Here is a 21,423-nt window from a genome sequence, read left to right on the forward strand (position 1 = left end):
ATGTTGCACCCCTCTGTTCTGATCGACGGCTCCTGGCACCACGGCCTGGGCTCCAGTTTCAGCAAGTTTGACCCTGTGGATGAGAGCCTACTTTGGCACTCCAATGCTGCCAGTGCCAGCGATGTGGCGCTGGCGGTGGAGTCGGCCCGCGCCGCCTTCCCGGCCTGGGCGCGACGCCCTCTGGCCGAGCGGCAGGCGGTGCTGGAGCGCTTTGCCGAGTTGCTGAGCGAGCACAAGCGTGCGCTGGCTCAGGTCATCTCCCGGGAGACCGGCAAGCCGGGCTGGGAGGCGCTGACCGAGGTGCAAACCATGATCAACAAGGTGGCCATCTCGCTGCAGGCCTATCAGGAGCGCACTGGCGAGCGCAGCACGCCCCTGGCCGATGGCGAGGCGGTGTTGCGGCATAGACCCCATGGCGTGCTGGCGGTGTTCGGCCCCTACAACTTCCCAGGGCATCTACCCAACGGCCATATAGTACCGGCCCTGCTGGCCGGCAACTGCGTGGTGTTCAAACCCAGCGAGCTGACCCCCTGGACCGCCGAAGAGACGGTGAAGCTCTGGCTGGCGGCCGGGCTGCCGGCCGGGGTGCTCAATCTGGTGCAGGGGGGCCCCACCACAGGCATGGCGCTGAGTGCCCACCCCGGCATCGACGGCCTGCTGTTTACCGGCAGCGCCGGCACCGGCTATCAGTTGCACCGGCAGTTGGCCGGGCAACCGGAGAAAATATTGGCGCTGGAGATGGGCGGCAACAATGCGCTGATAGTCGAAGGGTATGCCGATCTGGATGCCGCCGTGCTGCTGACCATACAGTCGGCCTTCATCTCCGCCGGGCAGCGCTGCACCTGTGCGCGCCGCCTGCTGGTCAAGCGCGGGGCGGCCGGGGATGCCTTCCTGGCGCGGCTGGTGGCGGTCACCGCCGCGCTGACGGTCGGGCGCTGGGATGCTGACCCGGCGGTGTTTATGGGGCCTGTGATTTCGACCCAGGCCATGCATGCCCTGCTGGCCGCCCAGCAGCAGTTGCTGGCGCGCGGGGCCCAGCCCCTGTTGCCGCTGACCCGGATCGGTGAGCGGGGGGCCCTGCTGCGCCCCGGTATTCTGGATCTGAGTGCCGTGCTGCAACTGCCGGATGAGGAGTACTTCGGCCCGCTGCTCTGTGTGGTGCGCTACGACGCCTTTGACGAGGCGCTGGAGCTGGCCAACCAGACCCGGTTCGGGCTGGCGGTGGGGCTTATCTCGCCGGAGCGGGCCGACTATGAGCGGTTGTTGCTGGAGGCCCGCGCCGGGATAGTCAACTGGAACAAGCCGCTGACCGGCGCCGCCAGCAGCGCCCCCTTCGGTGGCATAGGGGCCTCCGGCAACCACAGGGCCAGCGCCTACTATGCCGCCGACTACTGTGCCTGGCCCATGGCTTCGATGGAGGCTGATTCCATCACCCTACCGGCCACCCTGCCCGCCGGGGTGTCGTTTCCTGATGTGAGCGCCACGGCGCAAGGAGCTGGCTAATGTCTGCCTATGAACTCAATTTCGATGGTCTGGTGGGGCTGACCCACCACTACGCCGGGCTCTCCTTCGGCAACGTGGCCTCTACCCGTAACCAGCAGGCGGTGGCCAACCCGAAACTGGCAGCCCAGCAGGGGCTGCTGAAGATGAAGCAGTTGGCGGATCTGGGGTTCCAGCAGGCGGTGTTGCCGCCCCATGAGCGCCCGCAGCTGGAGTTGCTGCGCCAGTTGGGCTTCAGCGGCAGCGACAGTCAGGTGCTGGCCCGCGCGGCGCGGGAAGCGCCACGTCTGCTCTGCGCCGTCAGCTCCGCCTCGGCCATGTGGACCGCTAACGCGGCGACCGTGTCGCCCTCCAGCGATACCGCCGATGGTCGGGTCCATTTCACCGTGGCCAACCTGAACAACAAGTTCCATCGCGCCAGCGAGGCGGAAACGACCGGCGCCATGCTGCGGGCCATCTTCCGCGGCGACCACTTTGCCCATCATGATCCGCTGCCGCAGGTGGCCATGTTCGGTGACGAGGGGGCGGCCAACCACAATCGGCTCTGCGGTGAGTATGGCGAGGCCGGGGTCGAGGTGTTTGTCTATGGCCGCAGCGAGCAGGGTGGCGTGGCCCCCCAACGCTATCCGGCGCGGCAGAACCGGGAAGCCTGCGAGGCTGTGATGCGCCTGCACCAGCTGGACCCCGAGCGCTGCGTCTTGCTGCAGCAGGACCCGGAGGTGATCGATCAGGGGGTGTTTCATAACGACGTGATTGCGGTGAGCAATCGCAACGTACTGTTCCATCACCAGCAGGCGTTTCTCCATCAGGCCCAGGGGCTGGACGAGATCCGCCGCAAGCTGGCCCGGCAAGAGCGCGATTTCATCTCGCTGGAGGTGCCGAGCGCGGCGGTGTCGGTGGCCGATGCGGTCGCCACCTACCTGTTCAACAGCCAGCTGCTGAGCAAGCCCGATGGCCGCATGGTGCTGGTGGTGCCGGAAGAGTCGCGCCAGCATGCCGGGGTCTGGAGCTACCTCGGCTCGTTGACGGCCAGCGGCGGCCCCATCGACGAGGTGAAGGTGTTTGATCTGCGCGAGAGCATGCGCAACGGCGGCGGTCCGGCCTGCCTGCGGCTGCGGGTGGTGCTGAATGAGGCGGAACGGGCGGCGATTGCCCCCGGGGTATTGATGAACGATACCCTGTTCCAGACCCTCAATGGCTGGGTGGAACGCCACTACCGGGATCGTCTGAGCGAAGCCGATCTGGCCGATCCGCAACTGCTGATCGAGAACCGGCAGGCGCTGGATGAGCTGACCCGCCTGCTGGGGCTGGGTGCCATCTATCCGTTCCAGCGTTAAGTTATGTTTCCCGCCTCAGGAGGCCAGATGAAGCAGTTTCTGCAGTTGACCCTGGAGCGGCAGACGCCGCTGCAGCGACAGGGGCGCACGGCCCAGCTGAGTTGGCAGTGGCATGGCCACGGCCTGCTGGAGTTGCGGCCCCTGCAAATTCCGCGCAGTGATCTGGTGCTGTCGGCGGCCATTCATGGCGACGAGACAGCTCCGGTGGAGCTGTTGATGAGCCTGCTCGACGCCTTGCTGGCCGGTCGCCAGACGCTGGCGGTGCGCTTGCTGCTGATCCTCGGCAATCCGGTGGCCATGGCGGCGGGCTGCCGCTATCAGCAGCGGGATCTGAACCGCCTGTTCGGGGGGCGTTACCCGCAACTGGCGCTCGGGAGTGAGGATTCGGTGGAGGCAGTTCGGGCCCGCGAGCTGGAGTCGGCCTTGCAGGCGTTCTGGCCCCAAGCCCCGGAGCGGCCGCGCTTTCACTATGATCTGCACACCGCCATTCGCGGCTCCCGGCATCCGCGTTTCGCCCTGTTGCCGAGCCAGGCTCGCCCCTACTCGGCGGAGCTGCTGGCCTGGCTGCCCCAAGCGGGGATCTCGGCTCTGGTGCAGCACAACCGGCCCAGCGGCACCTTCAGCCACTACAGCAGCGAGCGGTTTGCCGCCGCCAGTTGCACCCTGGAGCTGGGCAAGGCGCGCCCCTTCGGCTGCAACGATCTCAGCCAGTTTGCCGGGGTCGCGGCGGCGCTGGCGGCTCAGCTCAGTGGCGACTCGCCTGCGGATGTCGCCAACGCCGGGGGCGAGATCCAGGTGTTCCGAGTCAGCCAGGAGCTGCGCAAACTGAGCGCCGATTTTCGGTTGGCGTTTGACGAGCAGGTGCTTAATTTCACTCCCTTCGCCCAGGGCTGCCTGCTGGCCGAGGATGGCGACACCCGCTATCGGGTCGAGGCGGCCGAGGAGTTTTTGCTGTTTCCCAATGCCGGGGTGCGCCCCGGCCTGCGGGCCGGCCTGATGCTGGTACCGCAGCCTTTCACTGCTCTATTGGAATAGCCAACAATGAATTTACATGAGTATCAGGCCAAGCAGTTGCTGGCCAAGCATGGGGTGCCCGTGCCCAACGGCTTGCCCTGTCATCGCCGCCAGGAGCTGGCTGCCGTGGCGGCCCGCTTGGGCGGCGACTGCTGGGTGGCCAAGTGTCAGATCCACGCCGGCGGGCGGGGCAAGGCGGGCGGCGTCAAGCTGGTGCGCTCCCTGGCCGAGTTGCAGGCCTTTGCCGACCAGTGGCTGGGTGGGCGACTGGTGACCCACCAGACCTCGGCCGAGGGGCAGCCGGTGGATACCCTGCTCATCGAGCGCTGCAGCCTCATCAGTCGCGAGCTCTACTTAGCTCTGGTGCTGGATCGCGCCGCGGGTCGGGTAGTGGTGATCGCCTCCGCCGCCGGGGGCATGGATATCGAGACGCTGGCGGCCGAGAAACCCGAGCAGATCTGCCGCCTGGAGCTGGATCCCCTCTGTGGTCCTCAGCCCTATCAGGTGCGGGCCATTGGCTTCAAGCTGGGGCTCACTGCCAACCAGCTCAAGCAGTTCCAGAGCCTCTTCATGACCCTGTGCGAGCTGTTTGTGCAGTACGACCTCTCGCTGCTGGAGATCAATCCACTGGTCATCACCAGCGATGGTCACCTGCTCTGTCTGGATGCCAAGTTCACCGTGGATGACAACGCCCTCTATCGCCAGCCGCTGCTGCTGTCGATGCAGGATGGCGCGCAACAGGAGGCCCGCGAGCTGGAAGCCCGGCAGTGGGATCTCAACTATGTGGCACTGGAGGGGGAGATTGGCTGCATGGTCAACGGCGCCGGGCTGGCCATGGGCACCATGGATATGATCCAGCTGCAGGGCGGGCGTCCGGCCAACTTCCTGGATGTGGGCGGTGGCGCCACCCAGGAGCGGGTGGCGGCGGCCTTCAAGCTGATCCTGGCCGACCCCCAGGTCAAGGTGGTGCTGGTCAATATCTTCGGCGGTATCGTGCGCTGCGATCTCATTGCTGAGGGGGTCATGGCGGCGGTGGCCGAGGTGGGGATCACCCTGCCTGTGGTGGTGCGGCTGGAGGGCAACCAGGCCGAGGTCGGACGCCACGCCCTGGCCCACAGCGGCCTCAATATTCTGGCGGCCCGCTCCCTGAGCGAGGCGGCGACACTGGCCGTGGCGGCAGCCAAGGAGCAAGCATGAGCATTCTGATCGACAAACAGACCCGGGTCATCTGCCAGGGCTTCACCGGCTCCCAGGGCAGCTTGCACTGCGAGCAGGCATTAGCCTATGGCACCCGGCTGGTGGGTGGCACCTCGCCGGGCAAGGGGGGCAGCCGTCATCTGGGGCTGCCGGTCTTCAATACGGTGCGGGAGGCGGTCAAGGCCACCGGCGCCACGGCCTCGATGATCTATGTGCCGGCGCCCTTCTGTAAGGATGCCATGCTCGAGGCCATAGACGCCGGGATTGAGCTCATCGTCTGCATCACAGAGGGGATACCGACCCTGGATATGCTGCAGGTGAAGTGCCGGTTGCAGCAGAGCGGCGTCCGCATGATTGGCCCCAACTGCCCCGGTGTCATCACCCCGGGCCAGAGCAAGCTGGGTATCATGCCGGGCGCCATTCATCAGCCCGGTCGGGTGGGGATAGTCTCGCGCTCCGGCACCCTCACCTATGAGGCGGTGAAGCAGACCACGGATGTCGGCTTCGGCCAGTCCACCTGCGTCGGCATTGGCGGGGATCCGATCCCGGGCAGTAACTTCATCGAGATACTGGCGCTGTTCGAGGCGGATCCCCAGACCGAGGCGATAGTGCTGATCGGCGAGATAGGTGGCAGCGCCGAAGAGGAGGCCGCCGCGTATATCCGCGCCCATGTCCACAAGCCGGTGGTGGCTTACATAGCTGGCATGACGGCTCCGGCGGGCAAGCGCATGGGCCACGCCGGCGCCATTATCGCTGGTGGCAAGGGTACCGCCGCCGACAAGGTGGCGGCCCTGGAGGCGGCCGGGGTGAACTGTGTGCGTTCGTTGGCCGATATCGCCCGAGGGCTGAGTGAGGCAACCGGCTGGCCGTTGGCGCGCGGTTGAGGCATGGAGCTGGGTTGTGAACGAGGGAGCCAGTGCGCCGCCGATTATTGCGGCTTGAGCAGCAGAGTTTGGTGCAAAACGGCCCTTATCCTGGCGCTCATCCGGTGTAGTATGGCCGCCATGGGACTCCGATTTTTTCCTCGACCTCTCAACCTATCTAAGGAGCAGCTTGATGAATATTGCTGAACTGGTGCGCAGCCGCCACACCTGCAAAGCCTATGATGCCCAGCGCCCGTTAACCGAAGAGCAGCTGCAACAACTGCAGGAAATACTGCGGTTTAGCCCCTCCTCGGTCAACTCCCAGCCCTGGCACTTCTTCCTCGTCACCTCGGAGGCAGGCAAGGATAAGCTGATCCCGACCCTGACCGAACACAACCGGGAGAAGGTGCGTCAGGCCGCGCTGACCGTGGTGATCGCCACCCAGACTGAACTGGATGAGGCCCACCTGCAGGCCCTGCTGGCTCAGGAGGAGCGGGATGGCCGCTTCGGCGGCAATGAGGAGGCCAAGAAGGGGGCCGATGGGGCGCGGCGCTACTATGTGGGTCTCAACAGCAGCTCACCCCAGCAGCAGCAGGCGTGGATGGCCCGTCAGGCCTATATCTCTCTGGGCTTTTTGCTGATGGGTGCCGCCACCCTGGGGCTCGACGCCACCCCCATCGAAGGCTTCTTCCCCGAGCAGTTGGATGCCGCCTTCGGCCTGACCGAGCAGGGCCTCAAGAGCGTGGTGGTCGCCAGCATAGGCTATCGCAGCGAGCAGGACTTTAACGCCAGCCTCACCAAGTCCCGCCTCCCCGCCGAGCAGCTGTTTACCCGGCTCTAGGCGGTTCACGATTCACAATGGGACACCCACCGCCAGAATGGGGTGAGTGTCCCGTTGGCTCTCTATTCTGACCTCTGTTTTACTGTCTCGTCCCGCCTAGACCGGCCTCTGGCGCCTGCCCGAACGCCGACACGCCATAAATACCTCCCTGTAGCTCGAAGGCGGCATCCCTGCCGCCCACGGTCGGCTTATCGTCCACCCGCCAGCCCCGTGTAGGTGCTTAGCGCCAGCGTAGTAGCACAAGGCACGCTCGGTAGCTGGGGGGATGAAAAACCATGCGGCCGATTATGCTGCGCTAATCGGACCTACTGAGCTGCGGTCACCCGTTGCGCCCTAGTGCGGCCAATGAAATTTAGGTTAATGGGGGCCATCAGGGTAGAGTGGCGGCCCTGCAGGTGTTCACCTCTGAATGCTGCGCATCACGGCCACAGGCTCTCTATGAATCCGCTCCGCGTTCGCTACCAGACCCTGGAGTTTGGTAATACCGATATTCATCTGCGCACCCTGCGCGACAACCAGCAATATGCGGATGTCGATGATATTGCCCTGAAACTGGGTATCTCGTCGGCCACCTGGCCGCTGTTTGGCATACTCTGGGCTTCCGGGAGTGTGCTGGCCCATCTGATGGTCGAGCATGAGATTGACGGGTTGCGTATTCTAGAGGTGGGGTGTGGCATAGCCCTCGCCAGCCTGGTACTCAATCACAGGCTCGCCAATATTACCGCGACCGATTATCACCCTGAGGCCGGCAATTTCCTGCGGGAAAATGTGATCTTGAATCGTGGCGCGCATATTCCCTTCGTCCGTACTGGTTGGGAAGATGAGGCGAGCGAATTAGGCGCGTTCGACCTGATCATCGGCAGCGATCTGCTGTATGAACGCTCCCATGTGAATATCTTGTCCGGCTTCATCGAACAACATGCCGCCCCCCACTGCCAGGTGATTCTGGTCGATCCGGGCCGGGGGCATCACGCCTGTTTCAGCAAGAAAATGGTCACCCTGGGCTACTCCCACCGTCAACACAAGCCCGAGCATACCGACTATTTAACGCCACCCTTTAAAGGGCAGATCTTGCGTTATCAGCGGCAACATTGAGGCGAGCGGAGCGGGAGCCTGGGCTCCCGCTCGGTTAGCCCCACAATCCAGTTTCGGCGGGGAATAGGGTGTTGCCCTCGTAGCGCAGGCCATTCTCATGGTCGCGGCTCAGCAGCAGCGGGCCATCCAGATCGACGAAGCGGGCTTGCTGGGCCAGCAGCAGTGCCGGGGCCATGGCCAGCGAGGTGCCGATATTGCAGCCGACCATGATCTCGAACCCGATGGCGCGGGCGGCATCAGCCAGCGCCACGGCTTCGGTGAGGCCGCCACTCTTGTCCAGTTTGATGTTGACCACATCGTAGCGACCGACCAACTGCGGCAGGGAGTCCCGGGTCAGGCAGGATTCGTCCGCCGCTATGGGCACCAGCCGCGCTATGCCTTCCAGCCAATGGTCGGCGCCGACCGGGAAGGGCTGCTCGATCAGCTCGACCCCCAGTGCCTTGAGGTGGGGCAGGTAGGCAGACAACTGCTCCCGGCTCCAGCCGGTGTTGGCATCGACGACGAGCCGGCTGTCCGGTGCGTTGGCGCGCACCGCGGCGACCCGCTCCAGATCCCCCTCGGCTTGTCCCAACTTGAGCTTCAGCAGTGGTCGCCACGCCTGCTGGCGCGCCGCTTCGCCCATCTGCTGCGGGCTGCGCAGGGAGAGGGTAAACACGCTGGTCACAGGCCCAGGGGCCGTCGGCTGCCCCAACAGTTGCCAGACCGGGCGCTGCTGCAGCCGGGATTGCAGATCCCACAGCGCGCAGTCCAGGGCATTGCGGGCACAGCCGGGGGGCAACAGGGTTAGCAGATCCGCCTGGCTGGCGCCCTGTTCAATGGCGGTTCTGACCGATTCCAGCTGGGGTAGGATAGGCGGGGCGTCGGCCTCGTAGATGTCCGAGCGCTCGCATTCGCCGCGCCCGGTGACCCCCTGTTCGCTGATCTCGACCACCACCACATCGGCCTGCAGAAAGGGAGGCAGCCGCGAGATGATAAAAGGCTCATGCAGCGGCCACTGTTCGATGCGGATCGTCAACTGGCGCATGGGTTATGCCTCGCCAGCCAGGATGGCATCGACCAGACTCTGCACCCCGGTGCGCACCGGATCGATCACCGGCACCTGGAGTTGTTCCGCATAGTCGGCCATCACCCGGGTGGCGGCATCGGCACTCAGGCGCGAGGTGTTGAGGGCAATACCGCCCAGACGGGCCTTGGGATTGGTCAGGCGAGCCATGGCCAGATTGGTGGCGATCACCTGCTCCATGGGTTGGATGGGGTAGCCCTCCATGCCATCAAGCTGGGTGCGTCCCGCTTCGTGACAAACCACCAGCACATCGGCCTGTGCGCCATGGAGCAGACCCAGACTGACACCGGCATAGGCCGGATGAAACAGGGAGCCCTGACCCTCTATGATGTCCCAGTGGTCGGCGGCGTTGGCGGGGGCCAGCACCTCGACGGCGCCAGAGATGAAGTCGGCGACCACCGCATCCACCGAGATGCCATAACCTTCGATCAGTATGCCGGTCTGCCCTGTGGGGCGGAAGGTGGCCGGGATCTGGCGGCGAGCCATCTCGGCCTGGATCGCCAGTGCGGTAAACATCTTGCCCACACAGCAGTCGGTGCCGACGGTGAGCAGGCGTTTGCCCGTCCGGGGCAGGCCGGTGCCGCACGGCAGGGTGGAGGGTGGGGTGCGGACATCCAGGATCCGGCGCTGGTTGCGTTCGGCGGCGGCGACTATGGCCGGGATGCCCTGCAGGCGAATATGCAGGCCGCTGGCCACATCCATGCCGTGATCCAGCGCCTCGACGCAGGTATCGATCCAGCTTTGGGGCAGGGTGGCACCGAAGGGGGCCAGACCGATCACCAGCGTCTTGGCGCCGGCCGCCACGGCGGTGGAGACATCCATATCCGGCAGACCCAGATCCACCTCGATGCCGGGGTAGCGCAGCTGGGCCAGGCATTTCTCCCGCCGCCAGTGGGCGACGCCCTTGGCGGTCTTGGCCATCAGCAGATCCTGGGCATCACCGATAAACAGCAGGTAGGGCGGGGTCAAATCGATCAATTCCATGGTAACTCCTTGTTTTTCGAGCATGACTCTCCCCATACGGCACGGGGTCGCAGTCAGAGTGGTGGTGTGGCTGTCCGCAGACAGCCGGGTTCAGGCGAGCGTCGCCATAGCGGCTGCTGGGGTTGAGGCCGCCGGTTGCAGGTGGCGGGTGAGTCGTTTCTCCAGCAGATGCCAGAGCCAGACCAGAGTGCTGGTGATCAGCAGATAGGCCAACGCGGCATAGCAGTAGACGGTGAAATCAAAGGTCTGGGCGAACAGGCGCCGGGTCTGGCCCATCAGATCCAGCAGAGTGACGATACTGGCCACGGCCCCCCCCTTGAGCAGTAGTATCAGTTCGTTGCCCAGCGCCGGAAAGGCGATGCGATAGGCGTTGGGCAGCAATACCAGGCGGTAGAGTTGCCCTCGGGAGAAACCGTAGGCCAGAGCCGCCTCGACCTCTCCCTGACGCACCGCCTGCAGCCCGCCCCGCAGTATGGCGGCCTGATAGGCACTGGAGTTGAGGCTGAAGGCGAGCAGAGCACACCAGAAGGGCTCCCGGAACAGCCCCCACAGCCCGAGACTTTGCAGCTCGGGCCGGAACTGGCCGGCCCCGTAATAGATGAGGAACAGCTGGCCCAGCAGTGGTGTCCCGCGGAAGAAGGAGACATAGGCGCGGACGATCGGGTACAGCCCCGGCGTCTGGCGGTAGAGCACTATGGCCAGCGGCAGTGCCAGCAGTGCGGCGATCAGGGCCGCCGACAGGGTCAGTTGCAGGGTCAGCCCAGCCCCCGCGGCCAGTTGGCTGCCGTAACGGAGCAGATCCGTCCATGGGGAGTCCATCATTGCATGCCTCCTTTACCGGGTGCCGCTGGCTGGCCCCAACGGCAGGCTTGCTCCAGGCGGGCAATTCCCCACTCCGAGCAAAGACAGATCAGCCAGTAGAGGAGGCAGACCAGCAGGAAGAAAAAGAACGGCTTGCGGGTGGCTCCCACGGCGACCGAGGTTTCACGCATCAGATCATTGAGGGCGATGACCGAGACCAGGGCTGTGTCCTTGACCAGGTTCAGCCACAGGTTGCCCAACCCGGGCAGAGCCAGTTGCAGCATGGGGCGGAACTCGATGAGCAGGAACACCTGCCAGCGGCGTAACCCCAAGGCCAGACCCGCCTCGCGCGGCCCCTTCTCCAGGGCCTGAAACGCGCCTCGTAGTACCTCGGCGGCGAAGGCTCCCAGCACCAGAGCCAGGGAGATCACGCCCGCCAGAAAGGGGCTCAGCCCGATGAAGCTGGCATCGCCACTGTGATGGAACAGCCGGTTGAGCAGCAGGGCGGCGCCGTTGTAGACCACAAACAGCGTCAACAGCTCGGGGGTGCCGCGAATGAGGGTGGTATAACCGAGTCCCAGCCAGCGCCAGATCCCGCCCCGCAGCAGCAGGGCCGTGGTGAGCAGACCCAGGGCCAGACCCACGGGCAGGGTGGTCAGCGCCAGGCTGAGGGTGACCAGCAGGCCGGAAGCCAGCTCATCCCCCCATCCTGTCGCGCCCCAACTGAGATATTGCCACCAAGCCATCATCTGCTTCCTCGTCTCGACGTCATTGCTTCAGGGTGTAGATATTGATGGGAAAGTACTGGTTGTTGATCTTCTGGTAGGTACCGTTGGCAATGATGGCCGCCAGCGCCTGGTTCAGTTGCTCGCGCAGATCCTGATCCTCCTGACGCACCGCTATGCCGACGCCTTCGCCGACAAACTTGGGATCGGTGATCATCTCTCCGGCCAATTGACAGCACTTGCCATCGTCTGTGCTCTTGGTCCACATCAGCAGCGGGATGGCATCACCTAGTTGCAGATCCAGCCGGCCCGAGGCCATATCCAGATTCACCGCCTCCTGGGTGGGATAGAGGCGCACATCCGACTTGGGATAGTGTTGGGTCAGGTAGTCCCCCTGGGTGGTGCCGGCCTGGGCGCCTATGACCTTGCCTTCCAGCGCCTTGGGCGTGAAGTCATGAAGGTTTGAGTCGGCCGGCACGGCGAAGCTCATGGCGGCCTTGTAATAGGGATCGGTGAACGCCACCTGCTTTTTTCGCTCTTCGGTGATGAACATGGAGGCGAGGATCAGATCATACTTGCCCGCCTTCAGCGCCGGGATTATGCCATCCCAATCCTGGGTGACGGTCGTGCACTTGGCTTGCATCTGTTGGCACAACGCCTTGCCGACTTCGATATCGAAGCCCTGTACCTCGCCACTGGGCGACATGAAATTGAAGGGTGGGTAAGCCCCTTCGGTGCCGATGCGAATGCTCTTCCACTCCTTGGCCTGCAGGGCCGTGCTGACGGAGGCGCTTAGCAGGGTGGCAAGCAACAAGGTTCCGAGACGAGCTGTTCCTTTGGACATGGGGTCTTCCTTTGCGTCGTGAGCTGGAGTCGGCGGGATCAACATCATGCTCCCGGGTGGAGACCAGTGTTGAAAATGGCATGATATTTATCAAATGAATTATTAATATGGGATACATAGCCTGTGGCTATGGCGTGCTGTTCAGGACAAGGAGAGTGGTATGGAACAAGGGCAAAGACCCAGCGAGCGTCTGCTACGCAATCTGGACTGGAATCTGCTTTACCTGTTTATCACCATAGTGGAGGAGGGCGGCATCACAGCGGCCGCAAGTAAGCTCTCCTTGAGCCAGCCCAGCGTTAGCAATGGTCTCAAGCGGTTGGAAGAGCATCTGGGGGCCCGGCTGTTGTTGCGGCGCAAGGGGGCGTTTGCCCTCACCTATCAGGGGCGTCGGGTCTATGAGGATGCCGCCGCCATGTGCCGCATTGTGCGTAAACTGGCAGAGAACTTTGCCAAGGATGATCAGCAGGTGAGCGGCGAATTGGCGATTGCGGTGGCCAGCCATGTGCACCTGCCCCCCTTTGATCAGACCCTGAATGAATTTCACCAGCTCTATCCCAAGGTGACGTACAACCTGAGTGTGCTGCCCAGTGAGGAGATTATCAGCGCCGTGGCCAACGGTAGTCTGCGCCTGGGGATCTGCACCATGCAAAAATCCCTGCCTGGGCTCGAGTTTCAGCTGCTGGGTCATGAACAGATGGCGTTCTACTGCGGCCGCCAGCATCCGTTGTACGGGCAGGATGAGTTGACGCTGGCTCATCTGCAGGGGCTCTCCTACGTCTCCTTCGAGAGTGAACAGCCCGCGCAGGGCTTGCATGCCATCAGCACCCTGCGTCGCGAGCATGCGCTCTGGGGCAACCTGATTGCGGTCTCACCCAATGATGAAGAGGTGCGACGCTTGATCCTGGCTGGCGTGGGCTTCGGTGTGCTGACTGTGTATGGGGCGGCCCCCTTCGTGCGGAGCGGTGAGCTGTGGCAACTGCCCCCCTATGAGGCGCTACCCACAGTCGATATCTATCTGGTTACCCACAGCCATCAGCCGTTGAGCCAGGCCGAAACCTTGTTCCTGCAGACCCTGTGCCGTCATGCCGAGACGGCGCGCTATCAGCGCTATTTTCAGCCACAAACACCATAACCGCTTGTGGTGGCTCTCTCTGCCCCGGAGGCGATCTTGACTATGCCCCAGGTGGGCTGACTCAACTGCCCTGCTCGACCAGCGCCAGGCGGATGCCCAGCAGCACGAAGAGGCTACCGACGCCCCGGTTGAGCCAGTGGCTGAAGCGTTGACTGCGGCGCAGGCGGGCGCCGGTCCGGGCACTCACCCAGGCCAGCAGGGCACACCAGAGCAGGGAGTTGAGATCGAAGATGATGCCCAGGTAGAGGAAGGCCAGGGTCTTGCTCTCGGCATCATGCCCGATGAACTGGGGAACGAAGGCCAGGAAGAAGAGGGCGACCTTGGGGTTGAGCAGGTTGGTGAGCAGCCCCTGGCGAAATAGCTGGCTCAGGCTTTGGGGCGGCAGCAGGAGCGGCTGCGCACTCTGCTGGCCGCCTTGGCGCAGCAGGCCCACTCCCAGCCACAGCAGGTAAACCGCCCCCACCAGCTTCACCACCAGGAAGGCGGTGGCCGAGGTCGCCAGCAGGGCGGCCAGCCCCAGCGCCGCCGCCAGCACATGGCCGAATACGCCAGTGCAAACACCCAGGCTGGCCACCATGCCAGCGCGCCACCCCTGGCTCAGGCTGCGGGCGGCGATGAAGAGGTTATCCGGCCCAGGCGTCACATTCAGCAGCAAACCGGAGAGGATAAATAGCCAGAGGTCATGGGTGCCGAACATGGGGGGCTCCTTGCGTACCGCGCCGGGATAGAGACCCCAGTGCAACAAATAAGTAGGCGAGGAGCAAGCAGAACCATGCGGTTAGTATGGAGTTAAGTCAGTACGGCTGACGGCAGAGATCCAGCAGCCGCTCCTCTTCGTCTGTATCGGCATCCACTTCGGTGACCAGGGTCCAGAGTGCCGGTGTGGTGGGCAGCAAGGCAAACGCCTGCTGCCGCTCCAGGCGCACCATGACGCGGCGTAGGGTGCCGAGAAAGCCCTCGGCAAACTCGGCAAAGGTCGCCTCATCATTCTCATCCTGGCGGGCGAGATAGGCGCGGGCTATGGGGTCATACTCCCGCTGCCAGAGATCCGCCACCGCCGGGACAAGGTGCGCTATCACCTCATAGCGCCAATCCGGTGGGTAATACCCCTTGGCCTTCACCTCGGGGTCGGTAGCCAGGCTCAACACTATGTCGCCGTAATAGGCGCTGCAGTTAAAGGCAAAGGCGGAAAATGGCTCGACAAAGGAGGCGTGAGCAATCAGCGCCAGGCTCTGCTCGGTCAAGGTCAGGAGCCGGTTTTCCAGATCATGCTGCCGGGTAAACTCGGCCCAACGTGTGGCTGCCATGGCTGACGCCTCCTGATGCGTCATTTGATAAAGCTTAATGAGAGCGGGTAGCGCCATAGTTCCCCGTTATTGGCCTTGATGGCGCCAATGACGGGAAAGATGATGCTGAGGAAGCTGAGCACCAGCAGCAGCGGCACGCCGATCAGCACGAAGGTGAGCAGGAAGAACACAAAGCCGTAGATCAGCTCGCTGATGATCCAGTTGGCGATCACCTTGCCGTGGGCATCCAGCTCGGGCAACGCATCCTTCTTCACCTGCCACAACACTATGGGGGCTATCAGTCCGGCCAAGGGCAGCAGCACGCCTGCCAGTTGTGAGAGGTGCAGAAACAGGCTCCACTGCCTCACCTGCTGCTCCCGCTCGGCCGGAGCCGCCACCTGGGTTGCCTGGGGTTGGTCATGGCCTAGCAACTTGGCCTTGGCTTGGGCAAATTCGCTCTCGCTCAGGGCGCCGGAGTGGTGTAACTCCACTAATTTTTGTAACTCGTCCGCTGTACTCACAGATAACTCCTGGTGTTAAGTGCCGTTAGGTGACCGGGAGCCAACCCGGCCGAGGCAAGAGGGGGATGTGAGGCGACATCTTGAGCCAAATGAACCATTCAGGGCAAGCTCAAGGCGTGGTACTCACGGCGGCGGAGGCGAAGAAGAAGCTCATGGCATCGGGTACGGCCAGGGCCATGATGCCGTTGTGATCGGTCTGATAGCTGCGGATAGTTAACTGCAGCTCGGGGTAGTGGTGATCCTCCATGGCTCGGCCCACATGCTGCGCCAAGGTGTTATTCCCTGCGGTGGCTGAGCCCACAAACACCTTCACTGGCAGCCGGCTGCTCTCCTGATAGAAGCGTTGCTCCAGCTGATCCAGATAGTCGAAGTTGAAGTTGGAGGCATCCGAGGCGAAATAGCCGCGGTAGGTAGGCTCATTGGGGTTGTCGTTGAGCAGGGCATACTCCACCAGCAAACCACCCAGAGAGTGGCCCATCAGATAGCGCTGGCTGGGGTCGATGCGATAACGCTGCTCCAGCAACGGCAGCACCTCATCCCGCAGCATGGCCACATACAGGTCGGCCTGGCCATCACCCAGGCCGGGCAGGGTGCCGTGGAAATCCGGCGGCACAAAGTCGGGCTCCCGCCGGGTATCGTTACCTATGCCGACCACTATGGCCGCCGTGCCGATGGCGGCGACCTCATCGGCCACCCGTGCCTGGTGCCAGCGCCCATCCAGCACCAGGATCACCGGCAGAGCCTGGGTCATCTCGGTATAAGCCGGGGGCAGCAGTACGGTCAGCGGGTAACTGTCCTGCAGTATGCGGCTGCTGAAGGGCAGGGTCTCGCTCCTGACCACCGGGGTGTTGCTTGCGGTGCTACTGCTGCTACTGTTATCGCCGCCGCCACAGGCAATTAACAGCGAGAGCAGGGCGGCGACTAGCCAGGGTGTGCCGAACTTCATGACTACCTCCTTGTCGAGTGAGTCGGCATCATCGGGTCAGGTGTGGGGGTAAAAATTGCGCCGCCGCAAGGCGAGGGTGAAAAGCCCGATTGGAAACCAAAACTTGCTATGGCGATCACCTTGTCGGCCAGATGAGTCAGCAACCGAGTGAGGCTTGGCGCTATCATGGCGAGAACTCATCGTTATCTGCGGCTCATCATCGCAGGCGCTCCCTGAAAAAGGATTTACATCATGGCTCTCAAGCTGAAAAACAGTCTGCTCGCTCTTTCATTACTGGTGACCATGCCCTCGGTGTGGGCCTGTGCCGATGTGGAGTGTTCGCCGCCCCTGGCGTTGCAGTTGAGCCCGGATGCCTGTGGCTTGACCGGTTTGCCCTTTCTGGCGGCGGATAACGACACCCGCACCACCCTGGCCTTGTGGGCTCAGGCGCATGGGGGTAAACCCCTGTCGGGATGGGATGAGGCGCGTAAACAGCCGGCGGCGCTGAGCGTACCCTTTGCCACCGCCGATTGGCTGCAGCGTGGCGAAGAGGGGGGCGAAGAGAGTGGCCCGGCCGCGGCAGGCGCCACATCTGACGTCGGCATACTGGAGTTGGCGACCCGCCTGGGGGTGCGCGAAGAGGTGCTCACCGCCGCCCAGGAGCGGGACAGCAGCTGGCTGGAGGGGCGTTGCAGCATGAACCGTCTGGCCACCACGGCCCCCTGGTTGCTGGCCTTGCAGCAGAGCGGATTAGCGGCCGAGGAGGTGAGTCAGTTGGCCGAGGCGCGGCTACAACTGGTGGGGCTCTGCCAGAGCGATACGCTGCCCGATTTTTCCGAGCTACCTGCCAGCCCGGCGGCGGCCCCCTTCAGTGACTATCTGCGCGGAGCGAGTGCCTTCTATCAGGGGGATTTTGCCACGGCTCTGCCGCTCTTCACCGCCCTGAGTCAGCAGGCCCAGCCCTGGCTCAAGGAGACCGCCAGCTATCTGCTGGCCCGGGTGGCCATCAACCAGGCCCAGCTCAACGCTTTTGATGAGTATGGTTTTTTCGATGCCAGCAAGGTGGACAAGGCTCCTCTGGCCCAGGCCGAGCAAGCGCTGACGGCCTATTTGCACGCCTACCCCCAGGGGCACTACGCCGCGTCGGCCAAGGGGCTCTATCGCCGTATCTACTGGTTGTCTGGCAATAGCGACCAGTTGGCGGCCAGCTATCAACAGGCGTTGAACCAGGCGCCGGATACCCGCCCGCTATTTAACGAGATCGATCTGCGTCTGCTGGGGAGTGCGGGTAACAAGGTGGCCCTGCCCGCCCAGTTTGCCCTGGCCCAGGATCTGCGCCGGATGCGCCCCCATGTGGAGGGGGACGATAGCTGGCAGCCCATTTTGCCTGACGAGTTGCTGAGCCAGCAGGCCAGCTTCACTGCCGCAGGCTTGCCGGGGGAGTTTGCCTACCTGCAGCTGGCCCAGCGTTACTATGTGCAGCAGGACTATGCGGGTGTGGTGCAAGCGGTGGCCGCCCCGGCCCCCGGCAGCAGACTTGACTTGCTCACCTTCAGCCAACAGATGTTGCGAGGCATGGCGCTGTTGGCCTTGCAGCAGTGGCCCCAGGCCGAGGCTCACTGGAACCAGTTGTGGAGCCTGCAACCGGATGCTCAGCAACAACAACTGCTGCAACTGGCTCAGGCCATGACACTGGAGCGGGCCGGACGTCTCGACGCCCTGTTTGCCAAGGGCTCCTGGATCACCTCACCGACGCTGCGGGATCCTCTGCTGCGCTTCGTGGCTCCCGCCGATCTGCTGCGCCAGCTAGCGCAGGATGCCACACGGCCAGCTGACGAGCGTAATACCGCCCTCTTCACCCTGCTCTACAAGGCGCTGCTCTCCGGGCACTACTCGGCCTTCCTCAAGGATGTGACGCTGGTCAGTTCGCAACCCCAGGCCAAGGCGCCGTTTGATCTGGCCCTCTTTGCTCAGGGTGCCACGGCCGAGGAGGGGTATGCCTGTCCGGCCCTGCAGGAGACGGTGCAAACCCTGAGTCAGCAACCCAAGGGAGCCAAGGCGCTCAACTGTCTGGCCGAATTTGTCTACCGTCAGGGGTGGGATAGCTCACCTCTGGGTGAGGCTCCGGCTGCCGATCAGCTGGCGGGCAGCCCGGATCGCTTCGGTGGCGCGCTCGCGGGTCGTCTGGCCTGGTATCGCAGCGTGATAGCCGACGCCAAGGCGCCCGCCAGCGAGAAGAGTTACGCCCTCTATCGCGCTATCAACTGCTTTGCCACCAGTGGCTATAACCACTGTGGCAGCGAGGAAATCGCCGCGGCCGAGCGCAAGCGCTGGTTTATGACCCTGAAGCAGAGCTACGGCAAGAGCAGCTGGGCCCAGCAGCAGAAGATCTACTGGTGAGACGCTTGGCTGCTGCGTTGTGGCTGCTGGTCGCGGCGGGCTGCCAGCCCGTCGTTGCCCCCCAGGCGCCGCTAGCCGGGGCACCCTGGCAAGCCTCAGTGCTGGTTGAGGCCAGCGGCTATCATGCCTTCTGGCTCTGGGGCGGCGTGCGGCCCCAGCCTGTGTTGCACCAGGCCGAGCTGCTCTATCTGCTGCAGGGTGAGGTGCGCGCGAAGAGTACAGGTGTGGCGCTGCAGCCCCAAGGGCTGCCCCCCTCCCATCTGAAGGTGCCGCAGCTCTGGTTAAGCTACCGGGTGGCGACCCTGGAGTGGCCCCAGGGCGTGGTGCGGGATCTGCTGCGCCAACGCGCCGCCTGGCAGGCCCATGGCAACCGGGTGGTGGGGATCCAGATCGACTTCGATGCCGCCACTCCCAGACTGGCCGACTACGCCGTTTTCTTGCGCCAACTGCGCCGGCAACTCCCCGCCGACTGTGCCCTGAGCATCACGGGTCTGCTGGACTGGGGCGCCAACGGCGATCTGGCCACCCTCAATGGCCTGGCAGGCGTGGTGGATGAGCTGGTGGTGCAAACCTATCGGGGGCGCCACACAGTCACCGACTATCAACGCTACCTGCCCGCCCTGACACGCCTCACCCTGCCTTTTAAGCTGGGACTGGTGCAGCACGGCCAGTGGCAACCCGACTGGCAGCGCCAGTTCCGCCGTCAACCCAACTACCGGGGCGAGGTGGTGTTTTTGGTGAATAATACCAATAAAATCAAATAGATACAAAATAACCAATATAATCAATTACATATAACTAATTGAAATTATTGATTATTTTATTCGTATTGAGGCTAGAATTGACCCGCAATTAATAGTGTTAATCGCCACCTTTGCCGATAAGATGGATAAAACCCCAAACCATCCGGTTGATAGCAAAGGATTTCAACCGGCGCGGGGAACCGTTACAGATTAAAGCCGCACAAGTTCACGCTCGTATGGGGATTGGTTTCGGATAAGACATTGTTTAGTGTCAAATAAACTCGATGGAATTATTTAAAATGAGTTCAATTAAAGAATATATGTTTGGTCTTCGTGAAGATGACATGTGTCAATGGATTAGAGAGCATCTAGACGATGATGAAGCTGATGAAGAAACTCCTGGTTGGGATGATTTAGCTGAAGAATGGCATTATTTACAAGAGTTCCGAGATGAATCAGATGCAATGAATAATTGGATTCGCCAACATTCTTATTCAGATATGCATCGGGATTTTTTATATAAGATAAGTAACTTACGTGATTTAGTTGAGATGCAAGTAGCGACAGATCATGAGGATACATATTATAAAATGAGTTTTGCGCATGCAGTAACACTGATGGAATCATTTCTGTCTGATAGTGTCCGCTCATTGGTTTTATCTAATAAAACATATTTAGTGAATGCAATAACCAATATTGATGAATTGAAAAATTTAAAATTTTCCCTTGCTGAGATCATCAAATTTACAGATGGCATTTCAAGCATTGTTACATCTGAACTTGGTCAGCTCATGTACCATAATATTCCTAAGATACGTCAGGTTTTAGGCGCAATATTAGGCAAGAAACTATCACTCGACATAAGTAAAGTTTGCGAAATAACAACATATCGCCATGATATTGTTCATCGAGATGGAAAGACATTAGATGGAAAGTTCATCGAAATTGATAAGCAATTTGCCCTAGACACAATAATGCACATAGAAATATTTATTCAACAAGTTGCATCAGAAATAAGTGAAATTACAACTGCTAAACACGTATAACCAAAACTTGGTGTGGGACCGCTTTGCGGCCCCACAAGTGAGAAAACCCTGACGCTGTCGCAGTTATCAATCCATTTCCCCGGCAGACCGGATGATCATAACCGGATGATCATATTGACCTATGATCGGCTGATTACAAAATATTGAACACCCTCTGCAGCAAACTTAATATTGTATTTTATGGGAATTTAAAATGATTTTCTCGTACTTTTAGATCAGGTACGTTTTCGATATATGGGTGTGCTACATCTTTTTCTCCAAAAGAGTTTGATAAGCAATCTGTCGTGCTTAAAAGAGTATATCCATTCTTAACGTCTAAAAATGCTAATGCTCCGGGGGTTTCTTGAGGGACTCCTATCGTATAGGAGTAACTACCCCTGTAAAATCCAAAGTACCGCGTATAGGTTGTTTCGTCCGTCCAGCGTTTCAGCTTGTTCTTTTCACTAAATTTTACCTCAAGCTCTACATGGCCTTTTCTTTTGAAGAAATACGTTAATGATGTGGGCTTTTCTAGTGAGTAACAAATCAATGCCTTCCGCTCCACTTTCCCAGGAAGAGAACACTCTGCAATCAGTTTTTGTCCTGATGGACAACCACCAGCAGCATAAGCTGCATTAGTAATGAATAATATTATTGCATAGATTGACTTCATAAAAATACGCTCTCACATTCTCGGTAGGCGGCTTGCCTTTCTTCCAACCCCATATTTCTTCCATTTATTGCTCTGGTGATGCCTATTACATCTTGGAATCCATTATTGTTGTCTGCCAAATAGCGCGTAGGTTGGGCTGAGCTTGCGAAGCCCAACGTTTACCGAGCAACTAACTGCCTTTATTATTTAAGAAGCCAATCGTTAGATTAACAACCACGACTGTCCTATCGCATTTAACTATCACGCGGTAAACGTTGGGCTTCATTTCATTCAGCCCAACCTACGGGTTACCCATTTCGCTCTAGAAGGACAACTGTCCGTAGCATGTGCGGCACTTGCCAACAATAAAGCGATAAACTTCTTACAAAAACCTTTCGCAACCATGGGAAGCAGATTCCCTAAAATTGTGATTTTTGAATTACTATCTATTGATGTGGCCTCTACGATCAAAGAA

Annotated in this window: 21 protein-coding genes; 11 read left to right on the forward strand and 10 right to left on the reverse strand. The window is 61.2% G+C overall.

All coding sequences use genetic code 11. The annotated features are described in order from the left end of the window. The 7 genes from astD to ACZYTD_RS13710 all read left to right on the forward strand — a co-directional run bounded on the left by astD (position 1) and on the right by ACZYTD_RS13710 (position 7,847). Positions 1-1,503 (forward strand): succinylglutamate-semialdehyde dehydrogenase, encoded by a 1,503-nt coding sequence (gene astD, locus ACZYTD_RS13680; RefSeq protein WP_463892802.1) that lies wholly within the window; start codon positions 1-3, stop codon positions 1,501-1,503. Continuing rightward, positions 1,503-2,837, forward strand: a complete 1,335-nt coding sequence (gene astB, locus ACZYTD_RS13685) for an N-succinylarginine dihydrolase (RefSeq protein ID WP_463892804.1) — start codon at positions 1,503-1,505, stop codon at positions 2,835-2,837. Before astD ends, astB begins: the two co-directional genes overlap by 1 nt. Positions 2,838-2,864: 27 nt before the next feature. Then, entirely contained in the window at positions 2,865-3,872 is a 1,008-nt protein-coding gene (gene astE, locus ACZYTD_RS13690) for a succinylglutamate desuccinylase (protein ID WP_463892805.1), read from the forward strand. A gap of 6 nt (positions 3,873-3,878) precedes the next feature. Beyond that, positions 3,879-5,048: an ADP-forming succinate--CoA ligase subunit beta gene (gene sucC / locus ACZYTD_RS13695; protein ID WP_463892807.1), complete on the forward strand. Its 1,170-nt coding sequence runs from the start codon at positions 3,879-3,881 to the stop codon at positions 5,046-5,048. Next, complete coding sequence (gene sucD / locus ACZYTD_RS13700) at positions 5,045-5,932, forward strand: succinate--CoA ligase subunit alpha (protein WP_463892810.1); 888 nt, start codon at positions 5,045-5,047, stop codon at positions 5,930-5,932. Before sucC ends, sucD begins: the two co-directional genes overlap by 4 nt. Before the next feature lie 172 nt (positions 5,933-6,104). Continuing rightward, positions 6,105-6,752, forward strand: a complete 648-nt coding sequence (nfsB, locus tag ACZYTD_RS13705) for an oxygen-insensitive NAD(P)H nitroreductase (protein WP_463892812.1) — start codon at positions 6,105-6,107, stop codon at positions 6,750-6,752. Between the two features lie 438 nt (positions 6,753-7,190). After that, positions 7,191-7,847 (forward strand): class I SAM-dependent methyltransferase, encoded by a 657-nt coding sequence (locus ACZYTD_RS13710; protein ID WP_463892813.1) that lies wholly within the window; start codon positions 7,191-7,193, stop codon positions 7,845-7,847. Between the two features lie 34 nt (positions 7,848-7,881). Here the strand turns inward: ACZYTD_RS13710 and dgcA are convergent, their stop codons facing one another. The 5 genes from dgcA to ACZYTD_RS13735 all read right to left on the reverse strand — a co-directional run bounded on the left by dgcA (position 7,882) and on the right by ACZYTD_RS13735 (position 12,264). Continuing rightward, a complete protein-coding gene (dgcA, locus tag ACZYTD_RS13715; RefSeq protein WP_463892815.1) occupies positions 7,882-8,871 on the reverse strand; it encodes an N-acetyl-D-Glu racemase DgcA in 990 nt (329 codons plus the stop codon). A gap of 3 nt (positions 8,872-8,874) precedes the next feature. After that, positions 8,875-9,894: an N-acetyltransferase DgcN gene (gene dgcN, locus ACZYTD_RS13720; protein ID WP_463892816.1), complete on the reverse strand. Its 1,020-nt coding sequence runs from the start codon at positions 9,892-9,894 to the stop codon at positions 8,875-8,877. A 90-nt stretch (positions 9,895-9,984) separates the two neighbouring features. Further along, positions 9,985-10,716, reverse strand: coding sequence for an ABC transporter permease (locus ACZYTD_RS13725; RefSeq protein WP_463892817.1), 732 nt, complete (start codon positions 10,714-10,716; stop codon positions 9,985-9,987). Beyond that, the gene (locus tag ACZYTD_RS13730) at positions 10,713-11,441 is read right to left on the reverse strand and encodes an ABC transporter permease (RefSeq protein WP_463892819.1); all 729 of its coding nucleotides are present in this window, start codon (positions 11,439-11,441) and stop codon (positions 10,713-10,715) included. The genes ACZYTD_RS13725 and ACZYTD_RS13730 overlap by 4 nt, the downstream gene beginning before the upstream one ends. A gap of 22 nt (positions 11,442-11,463) precedes the next feature. Continuing rightward, a complete protein-coding gene (locus ACZYTD_RS13735) occupies positions 11,464-12,264 on the reverse strand; it encodes an ABC transporter substrate-binding protein (protein ID WP_463892822.1) in 801 nt (266 codons plus the stop codon). Between the two features lie 160 nt (positions 12,265-12,424). Between ACZYTD_RS13735 and ACZYTD_RS13740 the strand changes: the two genes are divergently transcribed. Next, on the forward strand, positions 12,425-13,396 hold the full coding sequence (locus ACZYTD_RS13740) for a LysR family transcriptional regulator (protein WP_463892823.1): 972 nt from the start codon (positions 12,425-12,427) through the stop codon (positions 13,394-13,396). 61 nt (positions 13,397-13,457) lie between these two features. On the opposite strand, the gene ACZYTD_RS13745 is transcribed toward ACZYTD_RS13740, so the two are convergent. The 4 genes from ACZYTD_RS13745 to ACZYTD_RS13760 all read right to left on the reverse strand — a co-directional run bounded on the left by ACZYTD_RS13745 (position 13,458) and on the right by ACZYTD_RS13760 (position 16,149). Beyond that, on the reverse strand, positions 13,458-14,093 hold the full coding sequence (locus ACZYTD_RS13745) for a LysE family translocator (protein WP_463892825.1): 636 nt from the start codon (positions 14,091-14,093) through the stop codon (positions 13,458-13,460). Positions 14,094-14,190: 97 nt separating this feature from the next. Next, entirely contained in the window at positions 14,191-14,703 is a 513-nt protein-coding gene (locus ACZYTD_RS13750) for a hypothetical protein (protein ID WP_463892827.1), read from the reverse strand. Between the two features lie 20 nt (positions 14,704-14,723). After that, a complete protein-coding gene (locus ACZYTD_RS13755) occupies positions 14,724-15,203 on the reverse strand; it encodes a magnetosome magnetite crystal formation protein family (RefSeq protein ID WP_463892829.1) in 480 nt (159 codons plus the stop codon). 109 nt (positions 15,204-15,312) lie between these two features. After that, positions 15,313-16,149: an alpha/beta hydrolase gene (locus tag ACZYTD_RS13760; protein WP_463892830.1), complete on the reverse strand. Its 837-nt coding sequence runs from the start codon at positions 16,147-16,149 to the stop codon at positions 15,313-15,315. 231 nt (positions 16,150-16,380) lie between these two features. Here ACZYTD_RS13760 and ACZYTD_RS13765 point away from each other — a divergent pair, with 231 nt between their 5' ends. The 3 genes from ACZYTD_RS13765 (at position 16,381) to ACZYTD_RS13775 (ending at position 20,317) form a co-directional block, all read left to right on the forward strand. Next, complete coding sequence (locus ACZYTD_RS13765) at positions 16,381-18,528, forward strand: PA5441 family protein (RefSeq protein ID WP_463892831.1); 2,148 nt, start codon at positions 16,381-16,383, stop codon at positions 18,526-18,528. A gap of 98 nt (positions 18,529-18,626) precedes the next feature. Then, entirely contained in the window at positions 18,627-19,292 is a 666-nt protein-coding gene (locus ACZYTD_RS13770) for a DUF3142 domain-containing protein (protein WP_463892889.1), read from the forward strand. Positions 19,293-19,570: 278 nt separating this feature from the next. Then, complete coding sequence (locus ACZYTD_RS13775; protein WP_463892833.1) at positions 19,571-20,317, forward strand: hypothetical protein; 747 nt, start codon at positions 19,571-19,573, stop codon at positions 20,315-20,317. A 178-nt stretch (positions 20,318-20,495) separates the two neighbouring features. Here the strand turns inward: ACZYTD_RS13775 and ACZYTD_RS13780 are convergent, their stop codons facing one another. Beyond that, entirely contained in the window at positions 20,496-20,969 is a 474-nt protein-coding gene (locus ACZYTD_RS13780) for a hypothetical protein (protein WP_463892834.1), read from the reverse strand. Between the last annotated feature and the right edge of the window lie 454 nt (positions 20,970-21,423).

Source organism: Pseudaeromonas sp. HNCC25DJ180 (assembly GCF_055413345.1).

Excerpts from the sequence above, each read along its gene's own strand:
- astD (WP_463892802.1), top strand. The coding sequence starts at position 1 with ATGTTGCACCCCTCTGTTCTGATCGACGGCTCCTGGCACCACGGCCTG.
- astB (WP_463892804.1), top strand. The coding sequence starts at position 1,503 with ATGTCTGCCTATGAACTCAATTTCGATGGTCTGGTGGGGCTGACCCAC.
- astE (WP_463892805.1), top strand. The coding sequence starts at position 2,865 with ATGAAGCAGTTTCTGCAGTTGACCCTGGAGCGGCAGACGCCGCTGCAG.
- sucC (WP_463892807.1), top strand. The coding sequence starts at position 3,879 with ATGAATTTACATGAGTATCAGGCCAAGCAGTTGCTGGCCAAGCATGGG.
- sucD (WP_463892810.1), top strand. The coding sequence starts at position 5,045 with ATGAGCATTCTGATCGACAAACAGACCCGGGTCATCTGCCAGGGCTTC.
- nfsB (WP_463892812.1), top strand. The coding sequence starts at position 6,105 with ATGAATATTGCTGAACTGGTGCGCAGCCGCCACACCTGCAAAGCCTAT.
- ACZYTD_RS13710 (WP_463892813.1), top strand. The coding sequence starts at position 7,191 with ATGAATCCGCTCCGCGTTCGCTACCAGACCCTGGAGTTTGGTAATACC.
- dgcA (WP_463892815.1), bottom strand. The coding sequence starts at position 8,871 with ATGCGCCAGTTGACGATCCGCATCGAACAGTGGCCGCTGCATGAGCCT.
- dgcN (WP_463892816.1), bottom strand. The coding sequence starts at position 9,894 with ATGGAATTGATCGATTTGACCCCGCCCTACCTGCTGTTTATCGGTGAT.
- ACZYTD_RS13725 (WP_463892817.1), bottom strand. The coding sequence starts at position 10,716 with ATGATGGACTCCCCATGGACGGATCTGCTCCGTTACGGCAGCCAACTG.
- ACZYTD_RS13730 (WP_463892819.1), bottom strand. The coding sequence starts at position 11,441 with ATGGCTTGGTGGCAATATCTCAGTTGGGGCGCGACAGGATGGGGGGAT.
- ACZYTD_RS13735 (WP_463892822.1), bottom strand. The coding sequence starts at position 12,264 with ATGTCCAAAGGAACAGCTCGTCTCGGAACCTTGTTGCTTGCCACCCTG.
- ACZYTD_RS13740 (WP_463892823.1), top strand. The coding sequence starts at position 12,425 with ATGGAACAAGGGCAAAGACCCAGCGAGCGTCTGCTACGCAATCTGGAC.
- ACZYTD_RS13745 (WP_463892825.1), bottom strand. The coding sequence starts at position 14,093 with ATGTTCGGCACCCATGACCTCTGGCTATTTATCCTCTCCGGTTTGCTG.
- ACZYTD_RS13750 (WP_463892827.1), bottom strand. The coding sequence starts at position 14,703 with ATGGCAGCCACACGTTGGGCCGAGTTTACCCGGCAGCATGATCTGGAA.
- ACZYTD_RS13760 (WP_463892830.1), bottom strand. The coding sequence starts at position 16,149 with ATGAAGTTCGGCACACCCTGGCTAGTCGCCGCCCTGCTCTCGCTGTTA.
- ACZYTD_RS13765 (WP_463892831.1), top strand. The coding sequence starts at position 16,381 with ATGGCTCTCAAGCTGAAAAACAGTCTGCTCGCTCTTTCATTACTGGTG.
- ACZYTD_RS13775 (WP_463892833.1), top strand. The coding sequence starts at position 19,571 with ATGAGTTCAATTAAAGAATATATGTTTGGTCTTCGTGAAGATGACATG.
- ACZYTD_RS13780 (WP_463892834.1), bottom strand. The coding sequence starts at position 20,969 with ATGAAGTCAATCTATGCAATAATATTATTCATTACTAATGCAGCTTAT.